At 63.6% G+C, this 15,774-nt stretch carries 15 protein-coding genes; 9 read left to right on the top strand and 6 right to left on the bottom strand.

The window, feature by feature from the left end; genetic code table 11:
• Nucleotides 1–4 precede the first annotated feature (4 nt).
• From IVB12_RS18185 to IVB12_RS18165, 5 genes are all read left to right on the top strand, one after another.
• Nucleotides 5–1,090, top strand: a complete 1,086-nt coding sequence (locus IVB12_RS18185) for an ABC transporter ATP-binding protein (protein WP_247300935.1) — start codon at nt 5–7, stop codon at nt 1,088–1,090.
• Nucleotides 1,090–2,064 (top strand): sugar ABC transporter permease, encoded by a 975-nt coding sequence (locus IVB12_RS18180; protein WP_247300934.1) that lies wholly within the window; start codon nt 1,090–1,092, stop codon nt 2,062–2,064. The genes IVB12_RS18185 and IVB12_RS18180 overlap by 1 nt, the downstream gene beginning before the upstream one ends.
• On the top strand, nt 2,064–2,870 hold the full coding sequence (locus IVB12_RS18175; RefSeq protein ID WP_247279578.1) for a carbohydrate ABC transporter permease: 807 nt from the start codon (nt 2,064–2,066) through the stop codon (nt 2,868–2,870). Before IVB12_RS18180 ends, IVB12_RS18175 begins: the two co-directional genes overlap by 1 nt.
• Before the next feature lie 10 nt (nt 2,871–2,880).
• Nucleotides 2,881–3,210 (top strand): DUF2160 domain-containing protein, encoded by a 330-nt coding sequence (locus IVB12_RS18170; protein ID WP_247300933.1) that lies wholly within the window; start codon nt 2,881–2,883, stop codon nt 3,208–3,210.
• Nucleotides 3,211–3,340: 130 nt separating this feature from the next.
• Complete coding sequence (locus IVB12_RS18165) at nt 3,341–5,083, top strand: ABC transporter substrate-binding protein (RefSeq protein WP_247279676.1); 1,743 nt, start codon at nt 3,341–3,343, stop codon at nt 5,081–5,083.
• A 194-nt stretch (nt 5,084–5,277) separates the two neighbouring features.
• Here IVB12_RS18165 and IVB12_RS18160 read toward each other — a convergent pair whose 3' ends face one another.
• From IVB12_RS18160 to IVB12_RS18150, 3 genes are all read right to left on the bottom strand, one after another.
• Complete coding sequence (locus IVB12_RS18160; protein ID WP_247300932.1) at nt 5,278–6,378, bottom strand: alkene reductase; 1,101 nt, start codon at nt 6,376–6,378, stop codon at nt 5,278–5,280.
• Between the two features lie 182 nt (nt 6,379–6,560).
• On the bottom strand, nt 6,561–7,064 hold the full coding sequence (locus IVB12_RS18155) for a DUF1993 domain-containing protein (protein WP_247300931.1): 504 nt from the start codon (nt 7,062–7,064) through the stop codon (nt 6,561–6,563).
• Between the two features lie 222 nt (nt 7,065–7,286).
• Nucleotides 7,287–8,582, bottom strand: a complete 1,296-nt coding sequence (locus IVB12_RS18150) for a lytic murein transglycosylase (protein ID WP_247300930.1) — start codon at nt 8,580–8,582, stop codon at nt 7,287–7,289.
• Between the two features lie 184 nt (nt 8,583–8,766).
• Between IVB12_RS18150 and htpX the strand changes: the two genes are divergently transcribed.
• Both htpX and IVB12_RS18140 read left to right on the top strand, forming a co-directional pair.
• Nucleotides 8,767–9,702 (top strand): zinc metalloprotease HtpX, encoded by a 936-nt coding sequence (gene htpX / locus IVB12_RS18145; RefSeq protein ID WP_247300929.1) that lies wholly within the window; start codon nt 8,767–8,769, stop codon nt 9,700–9,702.
• Between the two features lie 136 nt (nt 9,703–9,838).
• Complete coding sequence (locus tag IVB12_RS18140) at nt 9,839–10,480, top strand: tetratricopeptide repeat protein (RefSeq protein WP_247300928.1); 642 nt, start codon at nt 9,839–9,841, stop codon at nt 10,478–10,480.
• A gap of 5 nt (nt 10,481–10,485) precedes the next feature.
• Here the strand turns inward: IVB12_RS18140 and IVB12_RS18135 are convergent, their stop codons facing one another.
• Both IVB12_RS18135 and IVB12_RS18130 read right to left on the bottom strand, forming a co-directional pair.
• Entirely contained in the window at nt 10,486–10,839 is a 354-nt protein-coding gene (locus IVB12_RS18135; RefSeq protein WP_247300927.1) for a hypothetical protein, read from the bottom strand.
• A 173-nt stretch (nt 10,840–11,012) separates the two neighbouring features.
• The gene (locus IVB12_RS18130) at nt 11,013–11,819 is read right to left on the bottom strand and encodes a hypothetical protein (RefSeq protein ID WP_247300926.1); all 807 of its coding nucleotides are present in this window, start codon (nt 11,817–11,819) and stop codon (nt 11,013–11,015) included.
• Between the two features lie 227 nt (nt 11,820–12,046).
• On the opposite strand from IVB12_RS18130, the gene IVB12_RS18125 reads away from it, so the two are divergent.
• Nucleotides 12,047–12,340 (top strand): antibiotic biosynthesis monooxygenase, encoded by a 294-nt coding sequence (locus IVB12_RS18125; protein ID WP_247279589.1) that lies wholly within the window; start codon nt 12,047–12,049, stop codon nt 12,338–12,340.
• Nucleotides 12,341–12,440: 100 nt separating this feature from the next.
• Here the strand turns inward: IVB12_RS18125 and IVB12_RS18120 are convergent, their stop codons facing one another.
• Nucleotides 12,441–13,904 carry a short-chain fatty acyl-CoA regulator family protein gene (locus tag IVB12_RS18120; RefSeq protein ID WP_247300925.1) on the bottom strand — a complete coding sequence of 488 codons (1,464 nt, stop codon included), beginning with the start codon at nt 13,902–13,904 and terminating at the stop codon, nt 12,441–12,443.
• A gap of 224 nt (nt 13,905–14,128) precedes the next feature.
• Here IVB12_RS18120 and IVB12_RS18115 point away from each other — a divergent pair, with 224 nt between their 5' ends.
• Nucleotides 14,129–15,760, top strand: coding sequence for an isocitrate lyase (locus IVB12_RS18115; protein ID WP_247300924.1), 1,632 nt, complete (start codon nt 14,129–14,131; stop codon nt 15,758–15,760).
• The last annotated feature ends 14 nt before the right edge of the window (nt 15,761–15,774 follow it).

Genomic DNA, 15,774 nt, shown 5'->3' with positions numbered 1-15,774 from the left:
CGCCATGGCCCGCATTGACCTCGTCAATCTCGCGCACTCCTATGGCGGCAATGATGCGCCGTCGGAAAGCTTTGCGCTGAAGCCTGTGACCATGACCTGGCGGCAGGGCGGCGCCTATGCGCTGCTCGGGCCGTCCGGCTGCGGCAAGACCACGCTGCTCAACGTCATCTCCGGCATTATCACGCCCTCGCGCGGAAAGATCATGTTCGACGGTGTGGACATCACACCATTGTCAACCCAGAAGCGCAACATCGCCCAGGTGTTCCAGTTTCCGGTGATCTACGACACCATGACGGTGGGGCAGAACCTGGCGTTTCCGCTGAAGAACCGCGGCGTGCCGAAGGCCGAGATCGACAAGCGCGTGGCCGAGATCGGCCGCCTGCTCGATCTCGAGCCCTATCTGAACCGCAAGGCGACGCGGCTCACGGCCGACGCCAAGCAGAAGATCTCGCTCGGCCGCGGTCTGGTCCGCTCCGACGTCGCCGCGGTGCTGTTCGACGAGCCGCTGACCGTGATCGATCCCGAGCTGAAATGGCAGCTCCGCTCCAAGCTGAAGGCGCTGCATCGCGAGCTCGACCTCACGATGATCTACGTCACCCATGACCAGACCGAGGCGCTGACCTTCGCCGACACCGTCGTCGTCATGCATGACGGCCGCGTGGTGCAGAGTGGCACGCCGGCCGAACTGTTCGACAAGCCTGCCCATACGTTCGTCGGCTACTTCATCGGCTCGCCCGGCATGAACATCCTGCCGGCGGAGGTGAGGGGACGCGAGGCGCGGATCGGCGGGCACGTCATCGCGCTCAACCGCAGCTACGACAATTTGCCTTCGGGCGCCAAGATCGAGATCGGCGTCCGTCCCGAATTCGTCGAGGTCGTCGCGCCCGCGCCCGGTCTGCTCACCGCGAAGATCGAGCGCATCGACGATCTCGGCCGCATCCGTTTCGCGCGGGCGCGGCTCGGCGATGCAAAGCTCGCCGCGCGCGCCCCCGGCGGATTCACCAGCCCGGACGGCAACGCGGGGCTGAAATTCGATCCGTCGCATGTCCACGTCTATGCCGACAGCCTTCTGGTGGAGGGAGGCGCCTGATGGACAAGATCGTCAACCAAAAAGCGTGGTTCCTGGTGCTGCCGGTGTTCCTGGTCGTCGCCTTCTCGGCGGTGCTGCCGCTGATGACGGTGGTGAACTATTCGATGCAGGACACCTTCGGCAACAACCAGTTCTTCTGGAACGGCGTCGGCTGGTTCAAGGAGCTGCTCGATCCCTCGACCGATCTCGGCGGCCGCTTTCTCGCTTCGCTCGGCCGCAATCTGTTTTTCTCGCTGGTGATCCTCGCCATCGAGGTGCCGCTTGGCATCCTCGTCGCGCTGTCGATGCCGCGCGAGGGCTGGACGGTTGCGGCCTGCCTCGTCATCCTCGCGCTGCCGCTGCTGATTCCGTGGAACGTGGTCGGCACGATCTGGCAGATCTTCGGCCGCCCCGACATCGGCCTGCTCGGTTATGCTCTCAACGCCGCGGGCTTCGACTACAACTACGTCTCCAACGACATCGACGCCTGGGTCACGGTCATCGTGATGGATGTCTGGCACTGGACCAGCCTCGTTGCGCTGCTCTGTTACGCCGGTCTGAAGTCGATTCCCGAAGCCTATTACCAGGCCGCCCAGATCGACGGCGCCTCGCGCTGGGCCGTTTTCAAGGCGATCCAGCTGCCGAAGATGAACCGCGTGCTCTTGATCGCGGTGCTGCTGCGCTTCATGGACAGCTTCATGATCTATACCGAGCCCTTCGTCGTCACCGGCGGCGGGCCCGGCAACTCGACGACCTTCGTGTCGATCGAGCTGGTCAAGATCGCGCTCGGCCAGTTTGACCTCGGCAAGGCCGCCGCGCTGTCGCTGGTCTACAATCTGATCATCCTGATCGTCTGCTGGATCTTCTACACCGTCATGACCAATGCCGGCGTCGAACGCAAAGTCCAGGCAGAGAGCGAGCCGGCGATTGAGTCCAAGCCCTCGGTCCGGCTCAAGCCCGTGCCCGCGCTCAAGCCAAAGGAAGGAGTGGCCTGATGCATTCGATCCCCGGCCGCCGCCTCATCATGGGGCTGTTCCTGATCTTTCTGCTGCTGCCGATCTACTGGCTCGTCAACATGAGCTTCAAGACCAACAGCGAGATCGTCTCGACGATGACGCTGTGGCCGCATACCCCGACGCTCCAGCACTACAAGCGCATCTTCACCGACGAGAGCTGGTACTCGGGCTACATCAACTCGCTGGAATACGTTGTCCTCAACACCGTCATCTCGATCGCGGTGGCGCTGCCGGCGGCCTACGCCTTCTCGCGCTACCGCTTCCTCGGCGACAAGCACCTGTTCTTCTGGCTGTTGTCGAACCGCATGGCGCCGGCCGCGGTTTATGCGCTGCCGTTCTTCAACCTCTATTCGGCGATCGGCCTGTTCGATACGCCCTGGGCGGTCGCGCTCGCGCACTGCATCTTCAACGTTCCGCTGGCGGTGTGGATCCTGGAAGGCTTCGTCTCCGGCGTGCCGCGCGAGATCGACGAGACCGCCTTCCTCGACGGCTATTCCTTCCCACGCTTTTTCATCAAGATCCTGGTGCCGCTGATTGCGAGCGGCATCGGCGTCGCCGCCTTCTTCTGCTTCATGTTCTCATGGGTCGAGCTCTTGCTCGCGCGCACGCTGACCTCGGTGCAGACCAAGCCCATCGCCGCGATCATGACGCGCACGGTGTCGGCCGCCGGCATGGATTGGGGCCTGCTGGCCGCCGCCGGCGTGCTCACCATCATTCCGGGCGCGCTCGTGATCTGGTTCGTCCGCAACTATATCGCGCGCGGTTTCGCGCTTGGCCGGGTCTAAGGAGGCTCATATGGAATCCATTGCATGGATGGCCTGGACGCTGCCGACCGCGATCTTCTTCGCAGCGCTCGCCTGCACGCTGGCGGTGATGACGTGGCTTGCCGCGGTCTATCCCGAGGCCGAGCGCGTCGGCGTGCTCAGCATTCCGACCACGCGAGGCGACCGCCTGTTCATCTCGCTGATCGCGGCCGCCGTCATTCACCTCGTGTGGATCGGCCTCGTCGGCACCGATGCGATCGCCACGCTGCCGGTGGGCGAGGAAGGTTTTGAGATTTCGAGCCTGTGGCTCGCAAGTGGAATTTCGCTGGTCATGGCCGCGCTTATTTTTCGCACGGTCTGAAGCTGGCGAAGGGACGGCCAGATCCGGGACCAACCCGGGCCTGTATAAAAGTTTGTCGCTGCAACGGAGGAATAACATGCGACAGTTCAGGAGAAGGAAAGGTCCATTGACCAGGAATAGCTTTACGACGATGTCCAGCGTCGCCGCGATCGTTGCGGTGTCGTTCGCCGTCTCGGCGCCGGTTCGCGCCGCCGACGACGCCGTAATCCAGAAGTGGATCGCGGAATTCCAGCCCTCGACGCTGTCGAAGGAAGACCAGAAGAAGGAGCTGGAGTGGTTTGCCAAGGCCGCCGAGCCCTTCAAGAACATGGAGATCAACGTTGTCTCCGAGACCATCACGACCCACGAATATGAAGCGCAGACGCTGGCCAAGGCGTTCTCCGAGATCACCGGCATCAAGCTCAAGCACGACCTCATCCAGGAGGGTGACGTCGTCGAGAAGCTCCAGACCCAGATGCAGTCCGGCAAGAACGTCTATGACGGCTGGATCAACGATAGCGACCTGATCGGCACGCATTTCCGTTACGGCCAGACCATCGTGCTGTCGGACTACATGGCCGGCGAGGGCAAGGACGTCACCGATCCCATGCTCGACGTCAACGACTTCATCGGCAAATCGTTCACCACCGGGCCGGACGGCAAGCTCTATCAGCTTCCCGACCAGCAGTTCGCCAACCTCTACTGGTTCCGCTACGACTGGTTCACCAATCCCGACTACAAGGCCAAGTTCAAGGCCAAGTATGGCTACGAGCTCGGCGTGCCCGTGAACTGGTCCGCCTATGAGGACATCGCCGAGTTCTTCACCAACGACATCAAGGAGATCAACGGCGTCAAGGTTTACGGCCATATGGACTATGGCAAGAAGGACCCCTCGCTCGGATGGCGCTTCACCGACGCCTGGCTGTCGATGGCCGGCAACGGTGACAAGGGCATTCCGAACGGCCTGCCGGTCGACGAGTGGGGCATCCGCATGGAAGGCTGCCGTCCGGTCGGCTCGTCGGTGGAACGTGGTGGCGACACCAACGGTCCAGCCGCGGTCTACTCGATCACCAAGTATCTCGAGTGGCTGAAGAAGTACGCGCCGCCGCAGGCGCAGGGCATGACGTTCTCCGAAGCTGGCCCGGTGCCGGCGCAGGGCAACATCGCCCAGCAGATCTTCTGGTACACCGCCTTCACCGCCGACATGGTGAAGCCGGGTCTGCCGGTCGTGAATGCGGACGGTACGCCGAAGTGGCGCATGGCTCCCTCGCCGCACGGCTCCTACTGGAAGGAAGGCATGAAGCTCGGCTACCAGGACGCCGGCTCCGCGACGCTGCTGAAGTCGACTCCGCCGGACCGCCGCAAGGCAGCCTGGCTCTATCTCCAGTTCATCGTCTCCAAGTCGGTGAGCCTGAAGAAGAGCCATGTCGGTCTCACCTTCATCCGTGAGTCCGACATCTGGGATAAGTCCTTTACGGAACGTGCGCCGAAGCTCGGCGGCCTGATCGAGTTCTACCGCTCGCCCGCCCGCGTGCAGTGGACCCCGACCGGCAACAACGTGCCCGACTATCCGAAGCTCGCGCAGCTCTGGTGGCAGAACATCGGCGATGCGTCGTCCGGTGCGAAGACGCCGCAGCAGGCGATGGATGCCCTTGCGGCCGCCCAGGACTCCGTGATGGAACGCCTCGAAAAGTCCGGCGTGCAGGGCGCCTGCGGTCCCAAGCTGCACAAGAAGGAATCGGCCGAATACTGGTTCGCCAAGGCCCAGAAGGACGGCACGATTGCTCCGCAGCGCAAGCTCGCCAACGAGAAGCCGAAGGGCGAGACGGTCGACTACGACACCCTGATCAAGTCGTGGCCGGCCACTCCGCCCAAGCGCGCGGAAGCGAAGTAAGCAGCGTCTCATAACAACGAAGGCCGGGAGCAATCCCGGCCTTTTTCTTTTTGGTGAGTTGGGCTCGAGCGGAGCGAAGCAGTCCAGAGTCTTCCCGCGAAGGCAGTCTGGATGCTTCGTCGCCAGCGCAAAATTGCTTCGCAATTTTGTCGCGGGCTCCTCGCAATGACGGCGAATGGGGCTACGGCGCAGCCTTACTCCGCCAGCTCAGCCGCGAGCGTCGGATAGTCCGTGTATCCTTTCGCGCCGCCGCCGTAGAACGTGGTCTTGTCCCAGTCGTTCAGGGCCGCGCCTTGCTTCAGCCGTTCGACCAGGTCGGGGTTGGAGATGAACGGCTTGCCGAAAGCGATGAGATCGGCGGCATTCGCGTCCAGCACCTTGTTCGCGAGATCGAAGCCGTAGCCGTTATTGGCGATATAGGCGCCCGAAAAGCGCTTGCGCAACGACGCATAGTCGAACGGTGCGAAGTCCCGCGGTCCGCCGGTGGCGCCTTCGACGACGTGGAGATAGACCAGCTTGAGCGCGCTGAGACCGTCGACGATGTGATCGAACAGAGCTTGCGGATTGCTGTCGGAGATGTCGTTGGCAGGCGTCACTGGTGAGATGCGAATGCCGGTGCGATCGCTGCCGGCTTCAGCCGCGACGGCTCTGGAGACCTCAAGCATCAACCGCGCGCGGTTCTCAATGGAGCCACCATAGGCGTCGGTTCGCTTGTTGGCGCCGTCCTTGGCGAACTGATCGAGCAGATAGCCGTTGGCGCCGTGGATCTCGACGCCGTCGAAGCCGGCTTCGAGCGCATTCTTCGCGGCGCGCTTGAAGTCGTCGATGATCCCGGGAATTTCGGACAGATCGAGCGCGCGCGGCTCGGAGACGTCGGCGAAGCCGCCGTTGACGAAGGTCTTGCTCTTGGCGCGGATTGCGCTCGGCGCCACGGGGGCTGCGCCATTCGCCTGGAGGTCGACATGCGAGATGCGGCCGACATGCCAGAGTTGGATGAAGATCTTGCCGCCGCGCTCATGGACGCGGTCGGTGACCTTGCGCCAGCCGGCCACCTGGTCTTTGGAATAGATGCCGGGCGTGTCCTGGTAACCCTGGCCCTGCTGCGAGACCTGGCTCGCTTCGGTGATCAGGAGCCCCGCGGAAGCGCGCTGGCCGTAATAATCGGCCGCGAGCGGACCAGGTACGAACGTGCCGGGCGCAGCACGGTTGCGCGTCAACGGCGCCATCACCAGGCGATTGGCCAGCGTGATCGGGCCGAGCTTGTAGGTCTCGAACAATTTGGTCGGACGGCTCATGGGAATGCTTCCAGGCGATGAGAGGTCACGAACACTTGTGCATCGCGATAACAGGTGCAAGGGAGGAGCCATACGGAAAGTGCAGGCGAGCTGCGCGGCGAGCTCTGCGCAGCATGAATCATATGCAAATTCGGCCGCGGCGGCAGATTCGATCTCCTGCCGCAGCCGCTTGCATTTTCGAATTAGTTCGCGCCGAGGAAATCGCGCTTGCCGATTTCGACGCCGTTGTGGCGCAAAATGCCATGGGCGGTCGCGGCGTGGAAATAGAAGTTCGGCAGCGAGAACGAGCTCAGGAATTGCTGGCCCTTCATGGTGATGGATTGGTCCGGACCGGCCGGGAAGGTGACGTCCTTGACGTCGGCACCTTCGAACTGCTCGGGCTTGAACGACTTCACGTAGTCGATGGTCTTGGCCAGCCGCTGCTTTAGCTCTGCGAAGCTAGCCTCGGTGTCAGGCGTCGACGGCACCTCGCTATGGGTCAGCCGGGCGCAGCCCTTGGCCGCGAAATCGCTGACGAGCTGGATCTGCTTCGACAGCGGCAGCATGTCCGGAAACAGGCGTGATCCGAGCAGGACGCTGGGGTCGATCTTTTTGGCGGCGCAATGTGCCTCCGCCTTGGCGAGCAGGCCGGTGAGGCTGTTCAGGATTTGCAAATAGGCGGGGACGACGGCGTCGTAGAAGGACATGTGATGCTCGCTTCGATGGGAGGGCAATCAGGAGAAAACCTGAGCGACTCACATGGGAACGTCATGGAAAAATACAATCGCGGAATTGGCTTGTGCGATGCGAAAATTCTCCTTCGATGGCTCGTGGTGCCGTAGCCGCCACACCTCTCGCTGTCATGTCGCGCCACCCGGGCTCGTCGAAGCCGAGACCCGGTGGCGGGGCATGACGCGAGTTAGGCTCGCTTATCTCACGATGCCCGCCGGCTGCGCCTGTGCCGTGCCGCCGCGCATGCGGGCCAAGAGCTCCGTGGTCGGCCAGGAATCGGCCGGCAGGCCGTGCTTGATCTGCATCGCCTTGACGGCCGCGCGGCTCTGCTGGCCCAGCACGCCATCGATCTTGCCGACATTGAAGCCGGCACGCACCAGGAGCTGCTGCAATTCCTTGAGCTCGTTGAACGGCAGCTGCGCCACCGGCGCCGTTGGCTTGCGCATCGGCGGGGCGCCAGCGATGCGCGAGGCGAGATAGCCTGCCGTGGTCGAGTAGATCAGCGAGTTATTCCACTCGGTGTAGGCGGCAAAATTCGGATACGCCATGAACGCCGGCCCAAAGCGTCCCATTGGCAGCAGCACGGAGGCGGCGAGATTGTCGTTCGGCAGCGGGCGTCCGTCAGGGTACGTGACCCCCAGCTGCGCCCATATCGAGCGCGGCTCCCGCACGTTGAGATCGGTCTTGTCCCACGGCAGGTTTGGCGGCACCTTGATCTCTTCCAGCCACGGCTCGCCGCGCCGCCACTTTAATCCGTTGGCGATGTAATTCGCGGTCGAGCCGATCACGTCGGCTCCCGAGCGCAACAGGTCGCGCCGCCCGTCGCCGTCATAGTCGACGGCGTAGTTGACGTAATGCACGGGCAGGAACTGCGTCTGCCCGAGCTCACCGGCCCAGGAGCCGATCATCTCGTCGGGATGCAGATCGCCGCGGTCGATGATCTTCAGCGCGGCGATGGTCTCGTTGACGAACATCTCCGAGCGGCGGCAATCATAGGCGAGCGACACCAGCGATTTCAGCGTCGGCAGGTTGCCCATGTTGGCGCCGAAATCGCTTTCCAGCCCCCAGAACGCGGCGATGACGGCCGGCGGCACGCCATATTCCTTCTCGGCGCGCGCGAATGCGGCCGCGTATTGCTTGATGTGCTGCTGGCCGTTCTGCATGCGATAGGGCGCGGCCATGCGGCCGGCAAATTCGGTGAACAGCTGGCCAAACACCCGCTGGCCGCGGTCACGGTTGACGATGCCCTGGTCGTAGATGAGATACGGCGAAGCCTCCGCGATCGTGCGCTGCGACACGCCGGCAGCCATCGCCTGTTGCTTCACGTCGGCCAGGAAGCGATCGAAGCTCGCGCCATTGTGGCACGACGCCGCGCGCGGAGAGGGAGCCTTCGGCACTGCGGGCTTGGCGGGTGGCGGGGCGAACTGGGCGAAGGCGCAAGAGGAGTAGGCGGCGAGAGCAATGGTCGCGATCGCATATCGGGTCAGGAGCATGAGGTTTCCGGAGGGAGAGGCGCTTGAATTCTTGATGAAGTTTAATGGGACGTTCGCGCTCAAACCAGTGCCGCGGCTCCGCGACGCACCTTGAAAACCTTGCGCCCGGGGCGGGGTCATCCCTACCTCATGCCTGCCGGCCTGCTGGCGTCTCCAGCGCCCGCGGCCGCGCCAGGAGACGGCCATGAACTATCTTCGTACCGCAATGCTGCTCGCAGGCCTCACTGCCCTGTTCATGGGCGTGGGCTATCTGATCGGCGGTGCCTCGGGCGCCATGATCGCGCTTGTCATTGCCGCCGCGACCAATCTCTTCACCTACTGGAACTCCGACCGCATGGTGCTCTCGATGTACGGCGCCCATGAGGTCGACCGTGCCAGCGCGCCGGAGCTGGTCGGCCTCGTCGCCGAGCTTGCCGGCCGCGCCGGCCTGCCGATGCCGCGCGTGTTCCTGATGGACGAGCCGCAGCCTAACGCGTTCGCGACCGGCCGCAACCCGGAGAACGCCGCGGTAGCCGTCACCACCGGCCTGGTGAGCCAGCTCAGCCGCGAGGAGCTCGCCGGCGTGATCGCGCACGAGCTGGCGCATATCAAACATCACGACACGCTTCTGATGACGATCACCGCGACGATTGCCGGCGCGATCTCCATGCTGGCGCAGTTCGGCATGTTTTTCGGCGGCAATCGCGACAACAACAACGGTCTGGGCATCGTCGGCTCGATCCTGATGATGATCCTTGCCCCGCTCGGCGCCATGCTGGTGCAGATGGCGATCAGCCGCACCCGCGAATATGCCGCCGACAATCTCGGTGCGCGCATCGTGGGACAGCCGATGTGGTTGGCGTCCGCGTTGGTGAAGATCGAGGGCGCCGCGCATCAGGTGCCGAACTTCGAGGCGGAGCGGAATCCCGCGACCGCGCACATGTTCATCATCAATCCGCTGTCGGGCCACGGCGTCGACAATCTGTTCGCCACCCATCCCTCGACCCAGAACCGCATCGCGGCGCTTCAACAGCTCGCGGCCGAACTCGGCGCTCGGTCAGCGCCGTCGCTCGGCGCCAACGAGAACTATCCGCCGCGAAGCCCGTGGGGCCGCTCCTCTTCGCGCGGTCCTTGGGGCTGATGCGGCACCGGCTGGAAATTGGCTCTGCTTTGTGACCTGGCGCACACAGGATCCCCGGCGCCGGTGTTAACATCCCGGCGAGACCACTTCTTCGAAAGGGGATGCGTGACCGGCCCTCTGCCGGGCACCGTCGAAGATGACCAGAGCTGCCGTACCATTGCTGATCGTCCTTTGCGTGCTTATTGGGCTGTCCACGCACATGGTCGTCAATTGCGGCGACGAGGACGATCCCGACATCTGCTCAGCCGTGATCGGCTTCTCGCCGCTGCGCGGCTCGCTGATCGCGTTCGCCTATGAGGGGCGCGGACGGATCGCGCTGCGCCATGGCGACTTCACGCGGGCGATCGCCGATTTCGATGAGGCCATCCAACTCAATCCCAACCGCGCCTCACTCTATCGAGACCGAGCGCTGGCGCGCCGGCAGAACGGCGATCTGGAGCTTGCGATTGCGGATTATGACGAGGCGATCGCGCATGACCCCAAGCTCGCCGCGCCCTATCACCAGCGCGGTCTCGCGCTCGCTGCCAAAGGCGATCTCGACCGCGCCATCCTGAGCTACAACACGGCGGTCCGCCTCGACCCCTCGGACGCGCAGGCCCGCCTCGACCGCGGCTTTGCATTCCTCGCCCGCGGCCAGACCGACGACGCACGGGCCGATTTCGAGGCAGCGCTGGCGCTGCCGCCCGGCAAGGACGGCCGCACCCATGAGGCGGCACGTGCCAAGCTCGCCGAGCTCGCCAGCGCCGAGCCGACCCGGCTCGCCGCGCCGAGAAGGTGAGCTGATTACTTCGCCTTCTTGGTTTTGGCCTTCTTCGCCTTCGCAGCCTTCTTCACCGGCTTCTCCTTCGCCGTCTTCTCCACCTTTGCCGCGACCGGCGTGCTGGCGGCGAGGCGCATGGCGCGGGCGTAGCTGTCGGCGACGTTGTCTGCGGACATCTGGAGGCGCTTGGCGGCGGCGGTGGCCTGCTCCAGGGTGGCCTTGGCCATCATCTTGAAGCGGTCGCTGGTCTCCTTGCCCTTGGCCTTGGCGGCAAGGCCGTTGAAGCGATCCCGCCGCTCCTTGGCGCGGGTCATCAGGCCCGTATGCAGCTGTCTGGCCAGTTGCCGGATCACGACATCCAGGTCGGCGTCCGCCATGTTGTTCTATCCCCTTCGAAAACAATATCGATGCGGGCGGGACTATGCAGATCGGCCCCCACCTTGGCAATTCCCGCTGAGCCGCCATCCGCAGCTTCCGGTTTACAAAACAAAAAAGCCGCGCATTTCGCGCGGCTCTGATGTCATCTGGCGCAGGACGCGCGACGTCAGCCTCACTTCAGCGAGGCGACCGGACCGCTTGGGGCTGCAGGGTCGGGGTCGAAGCCGAACACGCCGACCAGGTATTTGTAATAGTCCGGCAACTTTTCCTTGAGCGCCTCGCGAGACTTCGGATCGTGGAATTCGCTCTTGCCGGCCAGGAAGATGCTCGCAGTCACCGCAAAGAACTCCACGGGATTCTTCATCGCATAGGATTCCCTGGGCAGCAGGTCCTTGGACTTGGCCAGGGCGTAATAGGCGATCACGCCCTTGTTGGCGTAGCCGTCCGGCAACAGCCGCGCGTGGTAGGCATGCAGGAGCTCGTGCAGCAGCACGGCCTCCTTCTCGTAACGCATCATGTCGGGCCGCAGCATGATCACGCCGAGCCCCGAATCGACCGCGAGATCGACCGCATTCGGATTGGTCCAGCGCTGCTTGTCGGGATCCCAGACCGTCAGCGTCCGGGGAGCGCTGCGCTGGATGTCCGGCGTGACCCTGCCATAGCAGGCGGTCGCGGCACCTTCGTCGAGGCAGGCCAGCTCGCTCGCGACGATCGGAACGGTGTGGAAGAAGCGCAGCACGCGCGGCGACAGGCCGACGCCTTCGACGACGTCGATCTGGCTCTTCAGATTGCTGGTGAGCTTGTCGACATCCTTGCGGTCGCGATTCTCGGACAAGTCGAACATGTAGCCGCGGTAGCTCTGGAAGCCGGGCGGCAGCGGCTGCGCTGCGTCGGTCGACGCATCGAGCGATCCGGCAATGGATGGATTGACGAAGAGCGCGCCGACGATGGTTGCGGTCAGCAGCAACGCAATGCGCATGATGAACCCCCTGATCTCACCTCGCCCGGCATGATAAGCCACCGTCGTTCGCGAAACGTGAGTGGGGCAAGACTAAGGCACCGATGTTGAGGCGTGCTTAATCCCTGGTTGCAGATCGCGGCGACGGATTAGGGCGGGGTTAACCAAGCGTGGATCGGCGGCGCGCTTCGGCGTAACATCCGCTCCGGGCACCAGGCCCTTACATCAGTAGCCGGAAGGAGGATGTCATGTATGCCGCCATCCGTCAGGCCAAGGCGAAAAGCGGGAGCGCTGAAGAGCTGGCGCGCCGCATCAAGGACGGCGCCGTCCCGATCATCAGCGACGTCGACGGTTTCCGCGCCTATTACGTCGTCTATGCCGGCGACGACACGGTGACCGCGATCTCGATCTTCGACAAGTTCGAACAGGCGGAGGAGGCGAACCGGCGTGCGATCGCCTGGATCGAGAAGGATCTGGCTCCGCTGCTGGCGGGACATGCGAGCGCTGCGGCCGGGCCGGTGATCGTGCATACGCTGGCGTAGGGGGCGGTAGGGACTAGGACGGTGGAACTTGGACGGGGCACTCTCGCCCCACCCTCAACTGTCATCGCCCGGTCAAGCCGGAGCATGACAGCGGTGTGTCTCACAATTCCCGTGCATTCGAGAAGGCGAAACTCGACACCCGCCGCGTCGTCTCATCCAGGATCAGCGTGCGCGTGATCGGCGGCTCGGCACGCTGGGCGCAGTTTTCGCGCTCACAGAGACGGCAGTTGACGCCGATCGGCGTGCCCTCGGTCTTCTCCAGGTCGATCCCCGCAGCGTAGGTCAGGCGCGCGGCGTGACGGATCTCGCAGCCGAGGCCGATGGCGAAGCGCGGCTGCGGCAGCGGGTGCGGCGCGATGGGGCGGCGCACCATTTGCGCGATCGAGAAATAGCGCGTGCCGTCGGGAAGCTCGATCACCTGCTTCAGCAGGCGGTCCGGCGTGTCGAAGGTCGAGTGCACGTTCCACAAGGGGCAGGTGCCGCCGAATTTGGAGAATGGGAACGTACCGGAGGAGAAGCGCTTCGAGACGTTGCCGGCATTGTCGACGCGCAAGAGAAAGAACGGAATGCCGCGCGCATTGGGCCGCTGCAGAGTGGTGAGCCGGTGGCAGACCTGCTCGAAACCGGAATTGAAGCGCTGCGCCAGCACGTGGATATCGTAATTGAGCGCCTCGGCCGCGGCCAGGAACGCCGGGTAGGGCATCATGACAGCGGCTGCAAAATAATTGCCAAGCGTGATGCGGAACAGCCGCCGCGGCGCGTCGTCGAGCGGGCCGGATCGGCCGATGATGGTCTCGAAATGCTGCGCGCATTCACCTAAGCCGAGCTGGAAGGCGAGCTGGAACGCACGGCCGGGCGGGTCGACCAGCTCGGAGATCAGGAGCTGGCGGCGGTGGCGATCGAACCGCCGCAGCGTCTCGCGCATCACGTCGACGGGCATGATACGGGTCTGGATCGAATGCTTTTCGCGCAAGCGCGCGGCCAGCGCCGCATAGAGCCCTTCGGCCGGCACGTTCAGCTCATCGCGAAGGTTTTCCGCGGCCTGCTCCAGCTCCGGGAAATAGTTGCGATTGGCCTCGATCAGTTCGCGCACGCGCTCGACCGGATTGGCCTCATAACGCGTGCCGACGTCGCGGTCGGCCATTTGCGCGGCCGCCAGCGTCTCGCCCTGGCGCGCCTCGGTATAGGCGGCATAGAGCCGTTGCAGCGCATGAGTCACGCCGGGGCAAAGCTCGGCGAGGTCGCGCAGCTCCTGCTTGGGCACGTCGATCTGGCGGAACAAGGGATCGGAGAAGATTTCGTTGAGCTCGGCGAAGAAGCGGTCCTCATCGGCGGTGGCGAGGTCGCGCAGGTCGAGGTCATAAGTCTCGGCCAGCCGCAGCAGGATCTGCGCGGTCACCGGACGCTGGTTGCGCTCGATCAGGTTGACATAGCTCGGCGAGATCGAGAGCCCCTCGGCGATCTGGGTCTGCGACAGCCCCAATTGCTGCCGGATCCTCCGGAAACGCGGGCCGACGAACAGTTTCTTCCCGGAGAACAGTTTCTTCGCGGAATCGACAGGCATTTCTCAGGACTCCGTAGGCATCAAGGACAGTCTTGCTGACCTATAATTTACAAAATTTACAAAGTAACATCTAGTACATGTTCTTATGTTACATGACATCACCAATAAGAAACAAGCCATCTGTACGAAGTTTCTGTTTTCGCGTTTAGCTCCTGACACGCATTTCGCAATGCATTGTCAAGAATGTCGATGGCTCGCCCGTCGATAGCGAAAGGATCAGGCACATGAACTATCAGCCCCGCGGCATCAGCACCCTCCTGCGCCCGGCTTCGTATCAGAGCGAAATCGAGGCGGCTCAGGCGCTCCTTGAGACCCAGCCGACCTGGAACGGGGTGAAGGCCGAGGCCGTCGCACGCATGCGCCTGCAGAACCGTTTCAAGACCGGCCTCGATATCGCCCGCTACACCGCCGCGCTGATGCGGGCCGACATGGCCGCCTATGACGGCGACCCCACCAAGTACACCCAGTCGCTGGGCTGCTGGCACGGCTTCATCGCCCAGCAGAAGCTGATCTCGGTCAAGAAGCACTTTGGCAAGACCGATCGCACCTACCTGTATTTGTCGGGCTGGATGATCGCCGCGCTGCGCTCCGAATTCGGCCCGCTGCCCGACCAGTCGATGCACGAGAAGACCTCGGTGCCCGCCCTGATCGAGGAGCTCTACACTTTCCTGCGCCAGGCCGACTCGCGCGAGCTCAACGACATCTTCCGCGCGCTCGACAAGGCCCGCAAGGAAGGCGACAAGGTCAGGGAGAAGGAGCTGATCGAGAAGATCGACAACTTCCAGACGCATGTCGTGCCCGTCATCGCCGACATCGACGCCGGCTTCGGCAATGCGGAGGCGACCTATCTGCTCGCCAAGAAGATGATCGAAGCGGGCGCCTGCGCGCTCCAGATCGAGAACCAGGTCTCCGACGAGAAGCAGTGCGGCCACCAGGACGGCAAGGTTACCGTGCCGCATGACGTTTTCCTCGCGAAGATCCGCGCCTGCCGCCACGCCTTCCTCGAGCTCGGCGTCGAAGACGGCGTCGTCGTGACCCGCACCGACTCGCTCGGGGCCGGCCTGACGCAGCAGATCGCCGTCAGCCACAGGCCCGGCGACATCGGCGACCAGTACAACAGCTTCCTGGATTGCGAGGAAGTGACGGCGGAGAACGCCAGGAACGGCGACGTCATCATCAACCGTAACGGCAAGATGATGCGTCCGAAGCGGCTGCCCTCCAACCTCTATCAGTTCCGCCCGGGCACCGGCGAAGACCGCTGCGTGCTGGACTGTATCACCTCGCTTCAGAACGGCGCCGACCTGCTCTGGATCGAGACCGAGAAGCCGCATATCGAGCAGATCGCCAAGATGGTCGACCGCATCCGCAAGGTGGTTCCCAACGCGAAGCTGGCCTACAACAACTCGCCGTCCTTCAACTGGACCCTCAACTTCCGTTGGCAGGTCTACGATGCGATGAAGGAAGCCGGCAAGGACATCAGCCAGTACAACCGTGCCGAGCTGATGAAGGCGGAATATGATGACACGCCGCTGGCGAAGGAAGCCGACGAGCGCATCCGCACCTTCCAGGCGGATTCGGCCAAGCGTGCCGGCATCTTCCACCATCTGATCACGCTGCCGACCTATCACACCGCGGCGCTGTCGACCGACAATCTGGCGCGGGAATATTTCGGCGAGCAGGGCATGCTCGGCTACGTCAAGAACGTCCAGCGCGCCGAGATCCGTCAGGGCATCGCCTGCGTCAAGCATCAGAACATGGCCGGCTCCGATATCGGCGACGACCATAAGGAATATTTCGCCGGCGAAGCTGCCCTGAAGGCGGGCGGCGCCCACAACACGATGAACCAGTTCGGCTAACGCATCACGCACTT

Origin of the sequence: Bradyrhizobium sp. 179, assembly GCF_023073535.1 — a bacterium.
Lineage (GTDB): Bacteria > Pseudomonadota > Alphaproteobacteria > Rhizobiales > Xanthobacteraceae > Bradyrhizobium.
The sequence above is the reverse complement of the archived record's forward strand: the minus strand, read 5'-3'. Positions and strand labels throughout refer to the sequence as shown.